The 18574-nt window shown below is 60.9% G+C and carries 20 protein-coding genes; 10 read left to right on the top strand and 10 right to left on the bottom strand.

Annotation, left to right across the window (positions count from 1 at the left end; all coding sequences use genetic code 11):
* The first annotated feature begins 78 nt into the window (after window positions 1–78).
* On the top strand, window positions 79–402 hold the full coding sequence (locus ACOYXI_RS02305) for a YXWGXW repeat-containing protein (RefSeq protein WP_097088058.1): 324 nt from the start codon (window positions 79–81) through the stop codon (window positions 400–402).
* A 41-nt stretch (window positions 403–443) separates the two neighbouring features.
* Window positions 444–656 (top strand): YXWGXW repeat-containing protein, encoded by a 213-nt coding sequence (locus tag ACOYXI_RS02300; protein ID WP_027614713.1) that lies wholly within the window; start codon window positions 444–446, stop codon window positions 654–656.
* A 15-nt stretch (window positions 657–671) separates the two neighbouring features.
* Here ACOYXI_RS02300 and ACOYXI_RS02295 read toward each other — a convergent pair whose 3' ends face one another.
* Both ACOYXI_RS02295 and ACOYXI_RS02290 read right to left on the bottom strand, forming a co-directional pair.
* Window positions 672–1232, bottom strand: a complete 561-nt coding sequence (locus tag ACOYXI_RS02295; RefSeq protein ID WP_461674232.1) for a YceI family protein — start codon at window positions 1230–1232, stop codon at window positions 672–674.
* Window positions 1233–1330: 98 nt separating this feature from the next.
* Window positions 1331–2689, bottom strand: coding sequence for an MATE family efflux transporter (locus ACOYXI_RS02290; RefSeq protein ID WP_027614711.1), 1359 nt, complete (start codon window positions 2687–2689; stop codon window positions 1331–1333).
* Window positions 2690–2815: 126 nt separating this feature from the next.
* Here ACOYXI_RS02290 and ACOYXI_RS02285 point away from each other — a divergent pair, with 126 nt between their 5' ends.
* From ACOYXI_RS02285 to ACOYXI_RS02275, 3 genes are all read left to right on the top strand, one after another.
* Entirely contained in the window at window positions 2816–3385 is a 570-nt protein-coding gene (locus ACOYXI_RS02285; protein ID WP_336841357.1) for a chorismate mutase, read from the top strand.
* 124 nt (window positions 3386–3509) lie between these two features.
* Window positions 3510–3911 carry a hypothetical protein gene (locus ACOYXI_RS02280; protein ID WP_027614709.1) on the top strand — a complete coding sequence of 134 codons (402 nt, stop codon included), beginning with the start codon at window positions 3510–3512 and terminating at the stop codon, window positions 3909–3911.
* A 226-nt stretch (window positions 3912–4137) separates the two neighbouring features.
* The gene (locus tag ACOYXI_RS02275) at window positions 4138–5781 is read left to right on the top strand and encodes a sensor domain-containing diguanylate cyclase (protein ID WP_461674231.1); all 1644 of its coding nucleotides are present in this window, start codon (window positions 4138–4140) and stop codon (window positions 5779–5781) included.
* Between the two features lie 63 nt (window positions 5782–5844).
* Here the strand turns inward: ACOYXI_RS02275 and ACOYXI_RS02270 are convergent, their stop codons facing one another.
* A complete protein-coding gene (locus tag ACOYXI_RS02270) occupies window positions 5845–6231 on the bottom strand; it encodes a c-type cytochrome (RefSeq protein ID WP_027614707.1) in 387 nt (128 codons plus the stop codon).
* Between the two features lie 63 nt (window positions 6232–6294).
* Window positions 6295–7626, bottom strand: coding sequence for an aminotransferase-like domain-containing protein (locus tag ACOYXI_RS02265; protein WP_096795617.1), 1332 nt, complete (start codon window positions 7624–7626; stop codon window positions 6295–6297).
* A gap of 88 nt (window positions 7627–7714) precedes the next feature.
* Between ACOYXI_RS02265 and ACOYXI_RS02260 the strand changes: the two genes are divergently transcribed.
* Entirely contained in the window at window positions 7715–8608 is an 894-nt protein-coding gene (locus tag ACOYXI_RS02260; protein ID WP_135295458.1) for a DMT family transporter, read from the top strand.
* A gap of 111 nt (window positions 8609–8719) precedes the next feature.
* Here the strand turns inward: ACOYXI_RS02260 and ACOYXI_RS02255 are convergent, their stop codons facing one another.
* Window positions 8720–10165 (bottom strand): SulP family inorganic anion transporter, encoded by a 1446-nt coding sequence (locus ACOYXI_RS02255; RefSeq protein WP_461674230.1) that lies wholly within the window; start codon window positions 10163–10165, stop codon window positions 8720–8722.
* A gap of 155 nt (window positions 10166–10320) precedes the next feature.
* Here ACOYXI_RS02255 and ACOYXI_RS02250 point away from each other — a divergent pair, with 155 nt between their 5' ends.
* Both ACOYXI_RS02250 and ACOYXI_RS02245 read left to right on the top strand, forming a co-directional pair.
* Window positions 10321–10611, top strand: a complete 291-nt coding sequence (locus ACOYXI_RS02250; RefSeq protein WP_098968178.1) for a DUF7693 family protein — start codon at window positions 10321–10323, stop codon at window positions 10609–10611.
* Between the two features lie 82 nt (window positions 10612–10693).
* On the top strand, window positions 10694–11239 hold the full coding sequence (locus ACOYXI_RS02245) for a hypothetical protein (protein WP_027614702.1): 546 nt from the start codon (window positions 10694–10696) through the stop codon (window positions 11237–11239).
* 42 nt (window positions 11240–11281) lie between these two features.
* Here ACOYXI_RS02245 and ACOYXI_RS02240 read toward each other — a convergent pair whose 3' ends face one another.
* The gene (locus tag ACOYXI_RS02240; RefSeq protein ID WP_098968177.1) at window positions 11282–11917 is read right to left on the bottom strand and encodes a hypothetical protein; all 636 of its coding nucleotides are present in this window, start codon (window positions 11915–11917) and stop codon (window positions 11282–11284) included.
* A gap of 241 nt (window positions 11918–12158) precedes the next feature.
* Here ACOYXI_RS02240 and ACOYXI_RS02235 point away from each other — a divergent pair, with 241 nt between their 5' ends.
* A complete protein-coding gene (locus ACOYXI_RS02235) occupies window positions 12159–12800 on the top strand; it encodes a TetR family transcriptional regulator C-terminal domain-containing protein (RefSeq protein ID WP_461674229.1) in 642 nt (213 codons plus the stop codon).
* A 1000-nt stretch (window positions 12801–13800) separates the two neighbouring features.
* On the opposite strand, the gene ACOYXI_RS02230 is transcribed toward ACOYXI_RS02235, so the two are convergent.
* Window positions 13801–14334 carry a cysteine hydrolase family protein gene (locus tag ACOYXI_RS02230; protein ID WP_461674228.1) on the bottom strand — a complete coding sequence of 178 codons (534 nt, stop codon included), beginning with the start codon at window positions 14332–14334 and terminating at the stop codon, window positions 13801–13803.
* A gap of 65 nt (window positions 14335–14399) precedes the next feature.
* Window positions 14400–16127: a gamma-glutamyltransferase gene (gene ggt / locus ACOYXI_RS02225; protein ID WP_461674227.1), complete on the bottom strand. Its 1728-nt coding sequence runs from the start codon at window positions 16125–16127 to the stop codon at window positions 14400–14402.
* A 150-nt stretch (window positions 16128–16277) separates the two neighbouring features.
* On the opposite strand from ggt, the gene ACOYXI_RS02220 reads away from it, so the two are divergent.
* Window positions 16278–16793 (top strand): methylated-DNA--[protein]-cysteine S-methyltransferase, encoded by a 516-nt coding sequence (locus ACOYXI_RS02220; RefSeq protein WP_461674226.1) that lies wholly within the window; start codon window positions 16278–16280, stop codon window positions 16791–16793.
* Window positions 16794–16920: 127 nt separating this feature from the next.
* On the opposite strand, the gene ACOYXI_RS02215 is transcribed toward ACOYXI_RS02220, so the two are convergent.
* The gene (locus ACOYXI_RS02215; protein ID WP_461674225.1) at window positions 16921–17511 is read right to left on the bottom strand and encodes an NUDIX domain-containing protein; all 591 of its coding nucleotides are present in this window, start codon (window positions 17509–17511) and stop codon (window positions 16921–16923) included.
* A gap of 108 nt (window positions 17512–17619) precedes the next feature.
* Complete coding sequence (locus ACOYXI_RS02210) at window positions 17620–18534, bottom strand: ATP-grasp domain-containing protein (protein ID WP_461674224.1); 915 nt, start codon at window positions 18532–18534, stop codon at window positions 17620–17622.
* Window positions 18535–18574: the final 40 nt, after the last annotated feature.

The following is an 18574-nucleotide window of genomic DNA, read 5'->3' as shown; positions in this document are numbered from 1 at the left end:
GGCTCGGATCTTTCGCCGATTTAGCGTCCAATTCTTCAGCTGCGTTCACTTTTTTAACGCAGGCCTTGAGGAGTTCACATGAACGTTTTGCGTTCTCTGTTCAAATGGCGGCAAGCCTTGTTGCTGGTGCCGCTGACCCTGGCAGCGCTGGCCAGCACCCCGGTGTTTGCACAACCCCCGGTTTACATTCAGCAGGCACCGCCGCCGATGCGCATGGAAGTGATGCCCGGCCCGCGCCCCGGTTATGTCTGGGATCAGGGCCATTGGCGCTGGGAAGGACGCGGCTACGTGTGGATGCCCGGTCATTGGCAACCGGTGAGGTACGGCGCGCACTGGCGACCAGGCCACTGGCAGGCGCGCGGTCCTAACTGGTACTGGGTCGAAGGCCACTGGGCCCGTTGAACCCGCTCGGCAACAACAACTTATCTACCGGGAAGACCACCATGTCGCGAAACCTGAAAACCCTGCTCGCCGCCTCACTGGTCGCGATCACCCTGTCGGGCTGCATTGTCGAACCGGTACGGCCGCATCGGCCACCACCGCCGGTGGAAGTCGTGCCGGTCATGCCAGCGCCCGGTTATCACTGGGTCGCCGGTCACTATCGTTGGGATGGACGTGAGTGGCGCTGGGCACCGGGACATTGGCGCGCCTACTGACCTGAGCGGCTGGCGTCACTGCTGTGGCGCCACTACCTTGAACTTGATCGCGATGTCGTTGGACACCACAGTGTCCGTCCACTCCCCCGCCCCGAGTCCGAACTGGTCACGCTTGAGCACCAGCTCACCGTCGAAAATGCCGATCGAACTGTCCGGTTTCAGCTCGACCGGCACCTGCACCTCGCGGGTGATGCCCTTGAGGGTGAGCTGGCCGGCGATCAGATAATGATTGCCCGTGACCCAGGTAAAACGGCTGGACTCGAACACCGCCACGGGAAAGCGCTGCGTATCGAACCACGCCGGTTTCACCAGTTCGGTGTTGGCGTCGGTGCTGCCGGCGTCGATGCTGTTCAGGTCGATGTGCAATGTGGTGTGGGCGCCGGCGAGGTTGTCGCTGTCGAACTGCAGTGTCGCGTCGAACTTGCCGAAGGTGCCGTACATCAGCGAGCCCATCTGGCTGTAGGTGAAACTGATCTGGCTGGCGGTGGTGTTGACGCGGTTGTATTCAGCGGCCTGCGCCGCGCTCGTGACGCACAGGCAGGCAAACAGTGCCACAGCGGTGAATCGGGCACGCATGGGATTCTCCGGACAGGGCAAACCTTCGAGGCCTCGACTGACTTAAGCAAACAACCGGCGAATGCGCCATGTCATTTGTCTGCCGATGTGGCTCGGGCTCAGACCAGCCGCTCGATCTTCTGATGCTGCCAGACCAGTTTGTAATACAGCGTCTGCAACACCAGCATGCCCAGATACGCCACCGGGAACGCCATCCAAACGCCCTGCAAACCGTACTGACCGTCCAGCCAGTAAGCTGCCGGCAACTGCACGCCGACCACGCAGACAATCGCAATAATCACCGGCACCAGCACCGTTCCGCTGGCGCGCATGATGCCGCCGATGATCGCCTGGAAGCCGAACACCAACAGGCTCCACAACATGATGTGCAGCAAGTGCTCAGCCATCGCCCGGGTCGAATCTTCGGTCAGGAACAGTCCCAGCAACCAGTGCGACAACAGGTAACCGAGCACAATCAAACCGCCGGTCAGGCACACGTTGATCAACAGCCCGGTGCGCAGGATCGCTGCCAGGCGTTGCAGTTGCCCGGCACCAATGGCCTGGGCGCCAAGGATCGAGGCGGTGATGGCAATCGACAGCGCCGGAAACTGCACGTAGTTGACGATCTGCGTCACCGCGCCATAGGCCGCTGTCGCCTGCGAGCCGTGCTGGTTGACCAGCGCCAGAATCACCAGCTCCGACAGCGACAACACGATCATCTGCACCCCGGTCGGCAGGCCGATGCGCAGCACCTTGCCGAGAATCGCCGCGTCCAGGCGCAGTGCCGCGAAGAACTCGCGGTCCGGCGCCAGCGGATGGTCCTTGCGAATCAGCCGCCACGCCAGCCACGTCATGGCCGACAGGTTACCGGCCAGTCCGGCGAAGGCGGCACTCTGAATGCCCAACTGTGGCAGACCGAACCAGCCGCGAATCAACGCCGGGGTCAGCGCCAGCCCGACCGAGGTCGACACGATCAGCGCCAACAGTGGCGACACGGTGTCGCTGACTCCGCGCAGCAATTGCGTGAACAGCACAAACACCAGCATCGACGGCAGAATCCACATCATCACGTGCGCATACGCCACTGCGTCGTCCAGTACATCCGCCGGCGTTCCTAACCCTTGCAATGCCTGACGCGCAAACACGCTGCCGAGTACCGCCGCCAGCAAACCGATCAACACCCCCAGCAACAGCGTTGCCCCGGCGATCGCCTTGACCATGTGTGCCTCGCGCGCGCCCCACGCCTGGCCGATCAACACCCCGGCGCCCGCGCCCAGGCCGATCACCAGCGCGATAAAGAAAAAGATCACCGGAAACATCCCCGACACCGCCGCCAGCGCTTGCGTACCGAGCATCTGCCCAATGTAAATGCTGTTGACCGTGCCCGACATCGATTGCAGGAAGTTGGACAACACCATCGGCGCAAGGAACAGCAGGTAGGTTTGCCAGAGCGGTTTGATGGTGCTGGGGGTTTGCATTGAGGATCGTTCTCGGGGTGGGAGATGCGAGGGATATTACGCTAGATGGGCGGGATAAAGTCGGTCGACATCGCCTCTGCTCAAGGCTTAAATGTCGGCACTATTTTTTGTGGAACGCGCCTGCCCATGACTCCGTTGCGAAATGCTCTGACCTGTTCCCTGCTGCTTCTGTTCAGCCATACTGCCGGCGCCGCCGAGCCCCCTGTTTCCTCCGAATCGTTGCGTCCGTTGCTGACAACCTTGAACGAACGCCTGAACATCGGCGACCTCGTCGCCCTGACCAAATGGGACAGTGGCAAGCCGATTCAGGACAGCCCGCGCGAAGCCCAGGTCATCGCCAATGCCCGCACCCTGGCGACCGAACACCAGCTCGACCCCGAAGAAGTCGCCCAGTTGATCGCTGCACAAATGGAGGCAAACAAACTGGTGCAGTACGGATTGCTCGCGCAATGGCAAGCGGCTGGTGCGGCGCCGGACACGCCGCGACCGGATCTGGCCGGGCAGATTCGTCCGCGCCTGGACGAGCTGCAAACCCGCCTGCTGCGCCAGTACGCCGACTTCGCGCCGCATCGCCGCGACCCGGATTGCCCGGTCTGGCTGGCCAAGGCCCGGCAGGGCCTGACACACGACGCACTGCATGATCTGGCCCTGACCCGCGCCACCGGAGAACTATGCATTCGGGCGCAGAAGCTCTGAATCCGGACTTGCGGCATACATCGCTGGCGTCGATAGTCACCATCACGCCAATGAAGTTCTCATAAAAAATCCGCGGCGTAACATCAGCTCCATACCAACCCAATACACCCCGGAGCACACGATCATGAAACGCCAAACCATCCTCGGCATCGCTTTCTCGGTTCTTGCAGTTAACGCTTTTGCAGCAACACCCGTTCACACCTTGGTCGCTGAAGGCGGCTCGGACAAGTTGATTGAAAGCCGTCTGGCTGAAGGTGGTTCTGATCGTTTGCTGGAGCGCCGTGTTGCCGAAGGTGGCTCGGATCGTCTGCTGGAGCGCCGTGTCGCTGAAGGTGGCTCGGATCGTCTGCTGGAGCGCCGCGTCGCTGAAGGTGGTTCGGATCGTCTGCAAGAACGCCGTGTCGCTGAAGGTGGTTCGGATCGTCTGCAGGAACGCCGTGTCGCTGAAGGTGGTTCGGATCGTCTGCAAGAACGCCGTGTCGCTGAAGGTGGTTCGGATCGTCTGATCGAAAGCCGCAATGCATAAAACAACGGCTCTAAAGCAGTCAAAGAAGCCCGGCCTGATCAGCCGGGCTTTTGCATTTCGTCGTTTGCTGGCGTGGTTCTTTTCAACAACCCGCGTCAGAAAGGACCTTGCCTTGTAGGGCATTGGCGAAACTTCCGACGGTGCTTATCCGAAGCGACCGACTGGCAGCCCGACGCTTAATGCGCATACCATGCGGCCACAACGTCCAAACAGAATTTGCCTGCCCATGCTCAAAGCCAGTCTGCGAAGTCACCTGACCCTCTGGTTCGCCGGTTTGTCCCTGCTGACCCTGGCGAGCGTCGGCTTCTATGTCGGGCATATCGCCACCGAACAGATGAAACAGGTCAGCGGCAATTCACTGCTCAATACCGCGCGTTCTGCGGCAACGTTGCTCGGTGACCAATTACGCGAGCGCCAGCTGGAGGTCTACCTGCTCAGCCGTGCGCCGCATCTGGAACGCGGCGACCTCGACAACCCGGCGATTCTCAAATCGATGCAACTGCGCACCCAGGCCCGGGCCGAGTATGCGTGGATGGGCGTGACCGATGCCGAGGGCCATGTGCATCAAGCGGTGAATAATTTGCTGGTCGGGCAATCGGTGCAGCAACGGCCATGGTTCCAGGCTGGCCTGCGGGGTGAGTACACCGGTGACCCGCACGAAGCGGTGTTGCTGGCCAAACTGCTGCCGGGAACGCCCAACGGCGAACCGCTGCGTTTCATCGACTTCGCCGCCCCGATCCGCAACGCCGACGGCCAGGTGATTGGCGTGCTGGGCGCGCACGCGCACTGGAGCTGGGTGACGCGTATCGTCGAATCGGCAGCGTTCTCGCATAAAAATGCGTCGCCGGATATCGAAGCGCTGATCATCGATCACGACGGCAAGGTGCTGTACCCGGAAGCCCTGATGGGCCAGCAACTGGCGGTGAATGATTCGAAGTCGCCGGGCTGGTCGGTCGGCAACGGTTACCTGACCAGCATGGTCACCGTACCGACGCCTTCGAGTACGGCGTTGTCCTGGTCGATTGCCGTGCGCCAGCCACTGGACACCGCTCTGGAGCCGGCGCGCCTGCTGCTCTATAAATTGTTGCTGCTGGGTGTGGCCGCCGCCGTGGCATTCGGGCTGGTGGCGTACTATCTGGCGCAGTATCTGAGCCGGCCGATCGAGCAACTCGCGCACTCGGCCAAACAGGTGCAGAACCAGCAGCCCGGCGCACACTTCCCGCTGCAGCACCCGGTGCGGGAAATCGCCCAGCTTGGGCAGTCGATCGACGCCATGACCCGGTCGCTGCTGGCCAAGGAGCGCGAACTGCAGGAAGCCAACGCCTCGCTGGAAGCAACCGTCGCCCAGCGCACCGCGGCCCTGATGCAGGCCAATGCCGACCTGTTGAACCTGGCGACCCACGACGCCCTGTCCGGCGTCTACAACCGTCGCCGCTTCGATGAAAAACTCAGCGAATACAGTCTGCTGTTCCGCCGCACCGGGCGACCGTTTGCCCTGCTGCTGATCGACGCCGATCACTTCAAGCGTATCAACGACACCTACGGCCACGCGATTGGCGACGACGTGTTGCAGCAATTGGCGCAGCTCATTCAGGTCAGCGTGCGCGCCACAGACTTCGTCGCCCGTTATGGCGGCGAGGAATTCGCCGTACTGCTGCCGGAAGTCGCCCAGCCTGATACTCCAGAGGTGGTCGCCGAAAAGATCCGTGTCGCCGTGGCCCAGGCGCACTTTCCCGAGATCGGACAGGTCACGGTGAGCATTGGCGTCGCGCTGGCCGACCCGGCGGACAACAGCCACACGATGCTGATCAAACGTGCCGACCAGCAGCTGTATCAGGCGAAAGCGGCGGGCCGTAATCAGGTGGCTTGATCAGCCCTCTTTGACTTCGCAAATGCCGTTGGCCTGGTTTGCCGGGCCGGTCGAGCAAAATCTTTAATTGGAGAACTGCTGCAGATACGCCAGCAAATTATCGATTTTCTCCTCGTCACTCAGCCCCCAGAAAATCATTCGTGTGCCCGGCACCACGCCCTTTGGATCTTTCAGATACGCAGTCAGCGTTTCGCGGTCCCAGGTCTTGCCCGAATTTTTCATCGCCTCGGAATACACGTAATTGGCCGAGGTTCCGGCCGCTCGACCGATGATGCCGTTGAGTTGCGGGCCGAACCCCGGGCGCGCATCCGGGCCAACCTGGTGGCAGCCGCCGCACAGGCGCGGGAAGATCTTTTCGCCGGCCTGCGGATCGCCTGCAGCGCGGGTGGTCGAGCTGAACAGTACGGCGGTGGCGGTCAAGGCAAGCAAGAGTGCAACGGTGTTTTTCATCTAAGGTTCCGGAACGGCTTGAATCTGGCTGCGCAAGGGTAACATCTGTCCCCGGGCCTCGTTTTACAGGTAAGCGGCGATGACCTTCCTGACGGTGGTCAAGGCCTGCCGCAACACATCCATTTCCACTGAACCCAGGGCCAGTCGAATCGCATGCGGCACATGCGCCGATACGGCGAACGGCTCGGCCGTGGTGACCGAAATCTGCTTCTGCATCAGCTCCACCACAATCTGATCGGCACGCACGTCTTCCGGCAAGGGCAGCCACAGGAAATACGAGTTCGGATGGGCGACGCATGGCAACCCTTTGAGCAACTCGGCAGCCAGTGCCTGGCGCGCCTGAGCATCGTGGCGTTTTTGCGCTTCCAGTTCGATCACGGTGCCGTCGTCGAGCCAGCCGCAGACGATCGCGGTCATCAGTCCCGGGGTGTTCCAGGTGGTTGCGCGAATCACCCGCTCCAGTGCCGGAACGTGGGCCGCAGGCGCAGCAATGAAACCGACGCGCAGGCCGGTGGCGATGTTCTTCGAAAGGCCCGAAACGTAGACCGTGCGCTCAGGCGCCAGGTCGATCAGAGGACGCGGCGGGTCTTCCACCAGAAAAGCGTAGGCCGCGTCTTCGATAAGGGTCAGATCATGCCGCCGCGCGATGGCAGCCAATTCTTCGCGCTGCTCGATAGGCATCACCCAACCAAGCGGGTTGTGCAGGGTCGGCATGCTGTACACCGCACGCACCGAGCGACTGCGGCAGAGCTTTTCCAGCGCGGCCAGATCCGGCCCCTGCTCGTTGACCGGGATCGCCACCACTTCCAGATGCAACGCCTCGGCCAGCACTTTGAACCCGGAATAGGTCAGCGCATCGGCGGCGATCACATCGCCGGGCTTGAGCAACGCCATCAGCGTCACCGCCAGCCCCTGCTGGGCGCCGTTGACCAGCAGTACTTGTTCGGCGTCGACGTTGACACCGCGACTGAGCAAATGGCGCGCGACCGAAGCCCGTTCGTGGGCCCGGCCGGCATGGGGCTGATAGCGCAACAACGCTTCCAGATCTCCCGACAACGCCAACTGGCGCAGTGCGGTGCGCAACAATTGCGTCTGACCGGGCAAGGACGGGTAGTTGAAATTGAGGTCGATCATGCCGACGGCCACGTCTTTCTGGTCGATGCCCTGCCCCGGCGACAACGAGGTTTCGCGCACGAAGGTGCCGCGCCCGGTTTCGCCGCTGACCAGCCCCATGGCTTCGAGTTCGGCGTACACCCGCGAGGCCGTGACCAGCGCCAGGCCTTCCTGCGTGGCCAGTTGCCGGTGCGTCGGCAGACGGGTGCCGGGCGCCAGACGTCCGGTGCGAATGTCGGCGGCGTAAGTGTCGACGAGGGTCTTGTAGCGAGAGCGGGACATGTCGGGATGTATCCATGACAATTTTTTGATTGTCCTGATTCTCAATCATAGGATTCTCTCAAAGCAACCCACAATGAGTGTGAATCGTATGGAACGGACTTCAAACGTGAGCAACCCGACACTGGAAAAAACCAGCGGCTGGATCAACGGCTTTATTGGCGTGGTGTGCTTCAGCGGCTCGCTGCCGGCGACGCGCCTGGCCGTGCTGGAGTTTGACCCGGTGTTTCTCACCGTCGCGCGCGCCGCCATTGCCGGCGTCCTGGCCGTTGCCCTGTTGTGGTTGTTCCGTGAGCGGCGACCGTCCAGGGATCAGTGGTTTTCGTTGCTGATCGTGGCATTGGGCGTCGTGCTCGGTTTCCCGCTGCTGACGGCGTTGGCATTGCAGCACGTGACATCGGCGCATTCGATCGTCTTTGTCGGCTTGCTGCCATTGGCCACTGCGCTGTTTGGCGTGTTGCGCGGTGGCGAGCGTCCGCGCCCGGTATTCTGGTTCTTCTCGATCCTCGGCAGTGCTCTGGTGGTGGGGTTCGCCTTGTCACAGGGATTGTCCGCCTCGCCCACCGGTGACCTGCTGATGCTGGCCTCGATTCTGGTCTGCGGTCTGGGTTATGCCGAAGGCGCAAAACTGTCGCGCACCCTGGGTGGCTGGCAGGTGATCTGTTGGGCGCTGGTCTTGTCGCTGCCCCCGATGGCAATTGCGAGCCTGTGGCTGGCCCCGCCGTCGTTCAGCGGCATCAGCGTGTCGGCATGGGTCTGTCTGGGCTACGTTTCGCTGTTCAGCATGCTGATCGCGTTCGTGTTCTGGTATCGCGGCCTGGCCCAGGGCGGGATTGCCGCGGTTGGTCAACTGCAGTTGCTGCAACCGTTTTTCGGCCTGGCGCTGGCAGCGACGTTGCTGCATGAGCAAGTCAGCATCGGCATGCTGGTGGTGACGGTGGGCGTGATTCTTTGTGTGGCCGGGGCGAAGAAGTTCTCCCGATAGTGATCTTTGGCATCGCCTCTGTGGGAGTGGGCTTGCTCGAAGGCGTAGTGGCAGTCGATACCGTTTCACCGACATACCGCCTTCGCGAGCAAGCCGCGCCCACAACTGCACTCAGTGGTGTTCGACGCCGGCGCGTTTCAACAGCTTCTTGCAGCGCTCGGAGAGATGAAACACCTGCAGCTCCTTGCCCGCCTTTTCGTAACGCTCGCGCAGGGTCTTCAACGCGGCAATCGCCGAGTAATCGACGAAGCTCAAATGCCGGCAATCGAGAGTCACACGGGCCGGGTCATTGGCCGGGTCGAACTGGTTGAGGAACGGCGTGGTCGAGGCGAAAAACAGCGTGCCGTGCAGGCGGTAGAGTTTGTTGCCGTCGGCTTCAAGATGCTCATCGGCGTACAACTCGCGGGCCTGCTGCCAGGCGAAATTCAGCGCGGCGATGATGATCCCGCAGAGTACGGCAGTGGCCAGGTCGGTGAACACGGTGATAGTGGTCACGGCGATGATCACCAGTACATCGTTGAGCGGCACTTTGTTCAACACCCGCAACGACGCCCAGGCGAAGGTCTGCTGCGAGACCACCAACATCACTCCTACCAGTGCCGCCAGCGGAATACGCTCGATCAGCGGCGACAGAAACAGGATGAACAGCAGAATCAGCACTCCCGCCACCACCCCGGACAAACGCCCACGGCCGCCGGAACTGAGGTTGATCACGGTCTGGCCGATCATCGCGCAACCGCCCATGCCACCGAACGCGCCCGAGACCACGTTCGCCGCGCCCAGCGCCACGCACTCGCGATCCGGGTAGCCGCGAGTTTCAGTGATTTCGTCGGTGAGGTTCAGGGTAAGCAGGGTTTCCAGCAGACCGACCAGCGCCATCAGAATCGCGTACGGGGCGATGATGCGCAGGGTTTCCAGCGTCCACGGGATGTCCGGCAGCGCGAAAGTCGGCAGACCGCCGGCGATGTGCGCCATGTCGCCAAGGGTGCGGGTCGGCAGACCGAACAGGTAGACCAGCAGGCCCACGCCGAGGATCGCCACCAATGCCGGCGGCACTGCGCGGGTCAGGCGCGGCAGGATGTAGACGATGGCCATGGTCAGCAGCACCAGCCCGGTCATCAGGTACAGCGGCGTGCCGCTGAGCCAATGTTCACCGCTCTTGAAATGCTCCAGTTGCGCCAGTGCAATGATGATTGCCAGGCCGTTGACGAAACCGAGCATCACCGGATGCGGCACCATGCGCACCAGTTTGCCCAGGCGCAACAAGCCGAACGCCATCATGATCAAACCGCCGAGCAACACCGTCGCCAGCAAGTACTGCACGCCGTGCTGCACCACCAGCGCCACGATCACCACCGCCATCGAACCCGCCGCCCCGGAGACCATTCCCGGCCGGCCGCCGAACAACGCAGTCAGCGTACAAATGATGAAGGCGCCGTACAGGCCCATCAGCGGGTTGAGGTGAGCCACCAGCGCGAACGCAATGCATTCGGGCAACAGGGCAAATGAGGTGGTGAGTCCGGCCAGGACATCGGCGCGCAGACGTTTCGGTTTCATGGCTTACCTGACTGACGGCCGACGAGTACGGCCGCTGATGTTCGTAAAAAAGCGGGGAGCGGATGTTACGGAATAGTTCGGAATCGGGCCAGTGATCGCTGACACCCGTCGACGCGCGATTTATCCTGACGCGCTTCTGCCCATTGAGTACGACCATGACTGCATTGCTGACCGCCCGCGACGTTTGCCAGCGCTTGCGCGAGGCTGCGCTGGGCGTGCTGATGTTCAATAGATCCGAGACGCCCGCTGATACCGGACTGGTTACGGTCGATATCGAGGGCTGGCGCTTGTTGCTGGATTTTGAGGGTGGGCGCTTGCATCACTGTGAACAGTGCCGCTGCCCGGATGGCCGCGAATGGCAATTCAACAGCCGTTACGGCACCGACCCGGTGAATCTGCTCAGTACCTGGGAACTGGCGCAGATCGAGAATTTGTTGAAGCTCTGAGCGCTTCACGATGAAGTCGGTTGCCCAATGATGGCACTCTGCCCATAATTCGCCCCCCTTATTCCTCACGCAAGGAAACGCCGTGAAAAAGTCTCTGTTGTTGATCCCGATGCTGGCAGTGCTGCTGCAAGGTTGTGGCATGACCATGACTCGCTATGAGCCGAGCTTCGAAAACGTTCAGAAGCTCAAGCAGACTCCGCCGCTGCAGGCGATCAGCAATCCTCAGGTAACTGCCGAATCCGGTGAAGGTTCGCTGACTGTGCGGGCCAACCCGGTGCGCTCGCCATCCGGCAGCATCCCGGCGCATATCCAGGACGCGATCACCGAAGAACTGCGCAAGGCCGGTCTGCTTGATCCGCAGGCTCAGCGTCAGTTGAAAGTGCTGGTGGTGAAGAACAACCTGTCGGCCGGCATGGGCACAGGCGAAGGCCAACTCGCGGCACGCTTCACCCTGCTCAATGGCCAGAATGTGGTTTACGACGCGACCAAGCATGTCAGCAGCCAGTGGAGCAGCAGCTTCTTCGGTTTCATTGCGATTCCAAATGCGGTCAACGCCTACAACCCGATGCTGCGTGACTTGCTGAAAGAACTGTACAGCGATCCTCAGTTCATCCAGGCCCTGAAGTAAGGGCGAAAAAAGAGCCGCGATTGCGGCTCTTTTTTTTTGCCATCAGGCCCGTGGAGTACGGGGCTCGAGTGCCGAGTATTTCAGGTTGTTGTTGTCGATCATCTGCTTGAGCAGCGCGTTGACCTGACGGGCGAAGGTGTCGTTGACCGCAGCCTTCGGAGTGTTGCCCATCAGCGGAATGAACCAGATACCGATCCAGGTACCGACCGCATCATGGTTGCTCGCGGTGGTCAGGGCCTGGCCTGTGCCGTCGACGGCTTCGAGGCTCATGGTGTACTGATCGGTGCCGTACGCCGGGATCACCCCCAGGCTGAAACCACTGATGAAGCCCAGCACCATCGAACCGGCATTCGGCGGATGGTTGTACATTTTCAGACGCAGGCTGTAGTCGCCCGGTTGCTTCTGGAACTCGTCCAGGGTGACACGGCCGAACAGGCCCGAATCGGTCAGAATCTTTTGCAGCTCAGGCTTGAGCTGATCACGCGCCTGCGGCACTTCTACGGCCGAAGCGCTTTTCGGCTCGCCCTGATAGAAGTCGAAGTCCACATAGACATTGGGTTTGTTGGCGTAGCTGGCCATCGATGGCAGTTTGACCGGCGCCACTTCGTCTTTGGTGAAACTGGCACAACCACCGAGCGCAAGCACCAGGCCCAGCGCCAGGATTTTCCCGAATTGCATGTTGTCCTCCCTATGTGAACCGAGCCAAATGATAGCAATGAGCCTCCATTGCGGAGGCGGGGCGGATTCTAGAGAGAGCGCTCGCTTGAGGAAAGACTGAATCAGGAAATTTACACAAAAATATCCGCTCAGCCCTGTCGCAAGTGGAACAGTTAGCTGGCTTCGCCGCTATATAGTTTTGTATATTGCGAAACCGAAATTGCCCGTATCTGCCCATGCCTACTATTCACATCGTGTTCCCATGAGCGCCATCCGCGTACGCAACGAGCAACTGATCCTCGCCGCCGCCAGCGAAGAATTTGCCGCCAACGGCTTTGAAGCGACCCAGACCCGCGACATCGCCGCCCGCGCCGGTGTGCCCAAGGCCAACCTGTATTACTACTTCCAGACCAAGGAAAACCTGTACTCGAAAGTCCTCCTGGGATTTGTCGAACCGCTGCTGGAAGCCTCGGCAGCGTTGCGCGAAAGCGATGACCCGCTGATCGGCCTGCGCGCCTACATCGCCGCGCGTATCCGCATCGCCCGTGAACACCCGGCGATTGCCAGGGTATTCAGCGGCGAGCTGCTGCTCGGCGGGCGCCAGTTGCCAGACGAATGCCGCGACCTGTTGCACGCCGAAGCCCGACGCAACGTCGACTGCCTGCGCAGCTGGATCGAACGCGGCCTGCTGGCCCCGGTGGACCCGGAACACCTGATGCTGTTCATCTGGTCGGCGACCCGCACCTACACCAATATTGGCTGGCAGATGGGCTGCATCACCGGACGCGAAGTGCCGCAGGATGAGGATTACGCGACGGCAGCCGAGACCATTACGCGGTTGGTGCTGGAGGGCGTCGTGGCCCCGCGGGTTGGGGAGATTCGTGGGGTTTTGTTTGCGACTTGAAGTGTGAGGGCTGCTACGCAGCCGGCGCGAGCAAGCTCGCTCGCCACAGGGAACTCATGCTGGACATGGGAATTGGTGAACACCTTCAATCATTGTGGGAGCGGGCTTGCTCGCGAAGGCGTCGGATCAGCCCACACATGCGTCACAGGCCCATCGTTTTCGCGAGCAAGCCCGCTCCCACAGGGGATTTGTGCTGGGCAAGGAATTGGTGAACACCTTCAATCATTGTGGGAGCGGGCTTGCCCGCGAAGGCGTCGGGTCAGCCAATACATGCTTCACAGGCTCACCGATTTCGCGAGCAAGCTCGCTCCCACAGGGGATTTGTGCTGGACATGGGAATCTGTGAACACCACCAATCATTGTGGGAGTGGGCTTGCTCGCGAAGGCGTCGGGTCAGCCAACACATGCGTCACAGACCCACCGCTTTCGCGAGCAAGCCCGCTCCCACAGGGGATTTGTGCCGGACGTGGGAATCTGTAAACACCATCAATCATTGTGGGAGTGGGCTTGCTCGCGAAGGCGTCGGGTCAGCCAACACATGCGTCACAGACCCACCGTTTTCGCGAGCAAGCCCGCTCCCACAGGGGATTTGTGCTGGGCAAGGAATCTGTGAACACCTTCAATCATTGTGGGAGTGGGCTTGCTCGCGAAGGCGTCGGGTCAGCCAATACATGCTTCACAGGCTCACCGATTTCGCGAGCAAGCTCGCTCCCACAGGGGATTTGTGCTGGACATGGGAATCCGTGAACACCATCAATCATTGTGGGAGCGGGCTTGCTCGCGAAGGCGTCGGGTCAGCCAATACATGCTTCACAGGCCCACCGCTTTCGCGAGCAAGCTCGCTCCCACAGGGGATTTGTGCTGGACATGGGAATCCGTGAACACCATCAATCATTGTGGGAGCGGGCTTGCTCGCGAAGGCGCCGGGTCAGCCCACACATGCGTCACAGGCCCACCGCTTTCGCGAGCAAGCCCGCTCCCACAGGGGTATGCGCTGGTTTTAGAAAGTGATCTCGGCTGCGGGTTTGACGTCGACCCGGGCCGTGGCGCCCGTCAGGTGCGCCAGGTCCTTGTTGTGTTCGGCGATGATGTCTTCGGCGCTCATGGTGCCGTTGTCGAGGGTGGAATGGGCGTCTGCCACAAGCACCACGTCGTAACCCAACTGATGAGCCTTGCGCACGGTGGCGTTGACGCAGTAGTCGGTCTGCAGGCCGCAAATGATCAGGCGTTCGAAGTCTTCGCTGGGCAGCAGTTTGCCCAGCTCGGTCTGATAGAACGAATCCGGGGTGGTTTTGCGTACGCGCAGGTCTTGCTCCGTCGTCAGCAGGCCGTCGGCGAGTTGCCAGCCTTCGGCACTGTAGGCCAAAGGACTGTCCTTTTCTTCATGCTGTATCAGCACCACCGGCACGCCAGTCTTGCGCGCACGCGTGCTGAGCGGGTTAATGGTGTCGATCACACGGTGGATGTCGAAGCACTGATACTCGCCTGAGCAGAGAGCCTGTTGGACGTCGATGATCAGCAATGCAGTAGACATGATGAGTCTTCCTTGATCGATCCTTGAAACAGGGGCGGACCTGAGCCCACCCCGTTTTACGCCTCTTAGTAACCCAGCGACAACCCGGTATTGCGCCGTGGATCGTTGGCCCCGTAGAAACGGTTGTTGCCCACCGGTTTACCGCCCAGCGACGGCGCGCCGACCAAGATCGCGGCGATGTGGTTGGCATCCTGCGGCCCGGCAAATTTGTGGCCCCAGCTTTCGAGGATTTTCTTCGTGTCGGGACTGGCGGCGTAGTCTTCGAGGTTGGTCTGCTCGGGCATCCATTGCTGGTGGAAACGCGGCGCGTCGACCGCTTCCTGCAGGCCCATGCTGTAGTCGATGACGTTGAGCATGGTCAGCAAGGTCGCGGTGATGATCCGACTGCCACCCGGCGTACCAACCACCATCACCACTTTGCCGTCCTTGGTGACGATGGTCGGGCTCATCGACGACAGCGGGGTTTTGCCCGGGGCGATGGCGTTGGCCTCGCCCTGCACCAGACCGTACATGTTCGGCACACCGACCTTGGAGGTGAAGTCGTCCATCTCGTCGTTGAGGATCACACCGGTCTTGCTCGCCATCACCCCGGCGCCGAACCAGTCGTTGAGGGTGTAAGTCACCGACACCGCATTGCCCCACTTGTCGACGATCGAATAGTGCGTGGTGTTGTTGCCTTCATGCGGCGCGACGCCGGGTTTCAGTTCGGCGGAGATCCCGGCCTTCTGCGGCTGGATCGCGTTGCGCAGCTTGGTCGCGTAGTTCTTGTCCAGCAGATGCTCGATCGGGTTCTTCACAAAATCCGGGTCACCCAGATAGCTGTTGCGGTCCACGTAAGCGTGGCGCATCGCCTCGATCTGGTAGTGCATGCCTTGGGCCGAATGGAAGCCCAGATCCTTCATCGGATAGCCTTCGAGGATGTTCATGATCTCGCAGATCACCACCCCGCCGGAGCTTGGCGGTGGCGCCGAAACCACATGGTAGCCACGGTAATCGCACTCCACCGGGGCCAGTTCGCGGGTCTTGTATTTGTCGAGGTCGGCCTGGGTGATGATGCCCTTGTTGGCCTGACTGGACGTGACAATGGCGTCGGCCACCCAGCCTTTATAGAAACCGTCGGCGCCTTTGTCCGAAATGGTGCGCAGGGTTTTCGCCAGATCCTTCTGCACCAGTTTCTGCCCGACCTGCATCGGTTCGCCGTTGTGCAGAAAGATCGAGCCGGAATCACGCATGTCCTTTTTGAACACATCGGTGGCGTAGTCCAACAGATCGACGTCGCCCTGCTCCAGCTCGAAGCCGTCTTCCGCCAGTTTGATCGCCGGGGCGATCATGTCCTTGCGCGGTTTGGTGCCGTACTTGCTCAGCGCCAGCTCCATGCCCGACACGGTGCCCGGCACCGCCACGGCGAGATGACCACGAGTGCTCAGATCCGGGACGACGTTGCCGTCCTTGTCCAGATACATGTTGGCAGTCGCCGCCAGCGGGGCTTTTTCGCGGAAGTCGAGGAAGGTCTTGCGCCCGTCCGCCAGTTGAATGGTCATGAAACCGCCACCGCCGAGGTTGCCTGCGGCGGGATACACCACCGCCAGCGCATAGCCCACAGCGACCGCCGCATCCACCGCGTTACCGCCGTTTTTCAACACATCGACACCGACATGCGAGGCCAAGTGTTGAGCGGTGACCACCATGCCGTTTTCGGCGGCAACCGGTGCTACGGAAGCGGCGTGGGCCATGAGGCAGCTCAGTGCCAGTGACGTCGCAATCAGCGTTTTGGCCAAAGGTTCGTACTTCATGAGTCGATCTCTTTTTTGTTTTCGGGTTCTGTGCAGAACAGAGGGGAACGCAGCAAAAGCACCAAGCAGTATGGTCGCTATTGCGATTTGCGCCTCCCCGCTCAGGCAGTATGCTGGGCGCTTTCGCCGTACCGATCCGGAGTTCTGCCCATGTCGTACACGTTCATCACCCTGCCCTCACCGGTCGGCGAATTGAAGCTGGTGGCGAACGGCTCACGACTGGCGGCCATCCTCTGGGAAAACGACAAACCGGGCCGGGTGCGCCTCGGGCCGATGAGCGAAGCACCGGACAATCCGCTGCTGCAGCGAACCTCGCAGCAGCTTGAAGAATATTTTGCCGGCAAGCGTGATCGCTTCGATCTGGAGCTGGATTTTGTCGGCACCGATTTTCAGAAAAAGGTCTGGGCGGCGTTGCTGACCATTCCGTTTGGCGAAACCCGCACTTACAGCCAGATCGCCGAGCAGATCGGTAATCCGACAGCCGTGCGCGCGGTGGGAGCGGCGAATGGGCGTAACCCGATCTCGATTGTGGCGCCGTGTCATCGGGTGATCGGCGCGTCGGGGAAGTTGACCGGGTTTGCGGGTGGGCTTGAGGCCAAGGAGCGGTTGCTGACGCTGGAGGGCGGGGACTGGTCTGATGTCGGTAGAACAGGCGACCTGTTTTAACCCCGTAAATGCCATTGTGTGGCGAGGGCGCTTGCTCCCGCTCCAGTGCGCAGCACGGGCAAAAACCTGGGGCCGCTGCGCAGCCCAGCGGGAGTAAGCTCCCTCGCCACAATGGATTGGCGTTGAATCAGCTGTCGAAAAGGTTATTCATCGCCGCGTATTGCAGCAGCATGATGGTCTTGGCGTCGCAGATCTCGCCGCGCTGAAACGCCGCCAGTGCCTCATCGAAGCGCCATTCCAGCACTTCCAGTTCTTCGGTTTCCTCTTCCAGGCCGCCGCCCTCGCTGACCTTCGACTTCGCGTCGTATTCGGCGATAAAAAAGTGCAGCTTCTCGGTCACCGAGCCGGGGCTCATGTAGGCCTCGAAGACCTTCTTCACCTCATGCACGCGGTAACCGGTTTCCTCTTCGGCCTCGTCGCGGATCCGCTGTTCCGGCGCCGCACCTTCCAGCAGCCCCGCCGCCACTTCGATCAACAAGCCGTCGTGGCCGTTGACGAACACCGGCAAGCGAAATTGGCGGGTCAGCACCACCGTGCGCTTTTCGCGGTTGAACAACAGAATCGCCGCGCCATTGCCACGGTCGTAGACTTCGCGAGTCTGCCGCTGCCAGTCACCGTTGTTGCGCAGATAGTCGAAGGTGATTTTCTGCAACAGATACCAGTCGTGGGACAACACATGAGTATCGACAATGTTGACCCGCTCGGCTGTCTTGGTCATGACGCCTGTTCCTTGTGCCATCGGAAAACGCCCATAGTCGAATAATCGCGCGCACAAAAAAAGCCCGGCAATGCTGTCGGGCCTGTTTACTGGTGTTCGCGGAGGGTGTCAGAGATCGACCAGGTGCCGGTCGATGCGCTTGAGCACGCCTTTGATCAGGTTCATCGCACTGTCGGCGCGAAACGGCAGGTTAAGCGAAGGCTCGCAAATCTCCATTTCCATGATCATCGGCCGACCGTCATAGTCGCGGATCACGTCGACCCGGCCGTAGAGCAACGGCAGCTCAAGCCCGAGCACCTCGGCAGAAGCCACCAGCGCCGATAGCGCCACCGCCTGCTCCTCGGCATCCGCCTCGCGCGGCTGGCGAAATTCGGGGGTCGGCACATTCACCGTACCGTCCGCCATGAGCATGGCGCCCTTGCGGATGGAATGGCTGAAGGTGTTATCGAAGAAGGTCAGGTCCGTCTCGCCGTAAGTGTCGATGGTGGTGATGTACGGCTGGATGATCACGTGCGAACCGCGCTTTTGCAGCGCGCGAATGTGCGCCAGCGCGGCCTCGGAACCGCAGCGGACAAATCTTTTCACTCCGCGCGAATACGAGCCGATCGTCGGTTTGACGACAAATTCGTGGCTGTCGGTGTTCGCGTCGAGGAAGTCAGCCAGATAACCCTCGGGAGCGTCGTCGGGCGCCAGGAACACACTCGGAATAATCGGCACGCCGCGCGCAGCAATGTCCTTCAGGTACAACTTGTTCAAGCCCCACCGGGCCACGGACGGCACGTTCAACAGGCAGGTCAGTGCATGCACCTTGTCGCACCAGGCAAAGAATTCGTCGAGGCTTTCAATGCAGTCCCACGGTGAACGGATCAATACGGCGGTATACGCCGCCCAATCGATTGACGGATCGTCCCAGAAGCACACATCGGCGTTGATCGACAGTTGCTTGCAGGCTTCAAGCAATGGCGGCATGTCGTAGTCAATGTGCAGGTTCGGCTTATCGGTGACGAGTGCAAGCTTAATCATGAAGAATCCTTTCTACTGAACAGTTGGAAGCAGAAAAACA

It is taken from the genome of Pseudomonas sp. G3-19 (assembly GCF_054855875.1).
The sequence above is the reverse complement of the archived record's forward strand: the minus strand, read 5'-3'. Positions and strand labels throughout refer to the sequence as shown.

Coding starts and splice junctions, on each gene's coding strand:
- ACOYXI_RS02305 (WP_097088058.1), top strand. CDS start 79: ATGAACGTTTTGCGTTCTCTGTTCAAATGGCGGCAAGCCTTGTTGCTG.
- ACOYXI_RS02300 (WP_027614713.1), top strand. CDS start 444: ATGTCGCGAAACCTGAAAACCCTGCTCGCCGCCTCACTGGTCGCGATC.
- ACOYXI_RS02295 (WP_461674232.1), bottom strand. CDS start 1,232: ATGCGTGCCCGATTCACCGCTGTGGCACTGTTTGCCTGCCTGTGCGTC.
- ACOYXI_RS02290 (WP_027614711.1), bottom strand. CDS start 2,689: ATGCAAACCCCCAGCACCATCAAACCGCTCTGGCAAACCTACCTGCTG.
- ACOYXI_RS02285 (WP_336841357.1), top strand. CDS start 2,816: ATGACTCCGTTGCGAAATGCTCTGACCTGTTCCCTGCTGCTTCTGTTC.
- ACOYXI_RS02280 (WP_027614709.1), top strand. CDS start 3,510: ATGAAACGCCAAACCATCCTCGGCATCGCTTTCTCGGTTCTTGCAGTT.
- ACOYXI_RS02275 (WP_461674231.1), top strand. CDS start 4,138: ATGCTCAAAGCCAGTCTGCGAAGTCACCTGACCCTCTGGTTCGCCGGT.
- ACOYXI_RS02270 (WP_027614707.1), bottom strand. CDS start 6,231: ATGAAAAACACCGTTGCACTCTTGCTTGCCTTGACCGCCACCGCCGTA.
- ACOYXI_RS02265 (WP_096795617.1), bottom strand. CDS start 7,626: ATGTCCCGCTCTCGCTACAAGACCCTCGTCGACACTTACGCCGCCGAC.
- ACOYXI_RS02260 (WP_135295458.1), top strand. CDS start 7,715: ATGGAACGGACTTCAAACGTGAGCAACCCGACACTGGAAAAAACCAGC.
- ACOYXI_RS02255 (WP_461674230.1), bottom strand. CDS start 10,165: ATGAAACCGAAACGTCTGCGCGCCGATGTCCTGGCCGGACTCACCACC.
- ACOYXI_RS02250 (WP_098968178.1), top strand. CDS start 10,321: ATGACTGCATTGCTGACCGCCCGCGACGTTTGCCAGCGCTTGCGCGAG.
- ACOYXI_RS02240 (WP_098968177.1), bottom strand. CDS start 11,917: ATGCAATTCGGGAAAATCCTGGCGCTGGGCCTGGTGCTTGCGCTCGGT.
- ACOYXI_RS02235 (WP_461674229.1), top strand. CDS start 12,159: ATGAGCGCCATCCGCGTACGCAACGAGCAACTGATCCTCGCCGCCGCC.
- ACOYXI_RS02230 (WP_461674228.1), bottom strand. CDS start 14,334: ATGTCTACTGCATTGCTGATCATCGACGTCCAACAGGCTCTCTGCTCA.
- ggt (WP_461674227.1), bottom strand. CDS start 16,127: ATGAAGTACGAACCTTTGGCCAAAACGCTGATTGCGACGTCACTGGCA.
- ACOYXI_RS02220 (WP_461674226.1), top strand. CDS start 16,278: ATGTCGTACACGTTCATCACCCTGCCCTCACCGGTCGGCGAATTGAAG.
- ACOYXI_RS02215 (WP_461674225.1), bottom strand. CDS start 17,511: ATGACCAAGACAGCCGAGCGGGTCAACATTGTCGATACTCATGTGTTG.
- ACOYXI_RS02210 (WP_461674224.1), bottom strand. CDS start 18,534: ATGATTAAGCTTGCACTCGTCACCGATAAGCCGAACCTGCACATTGAC.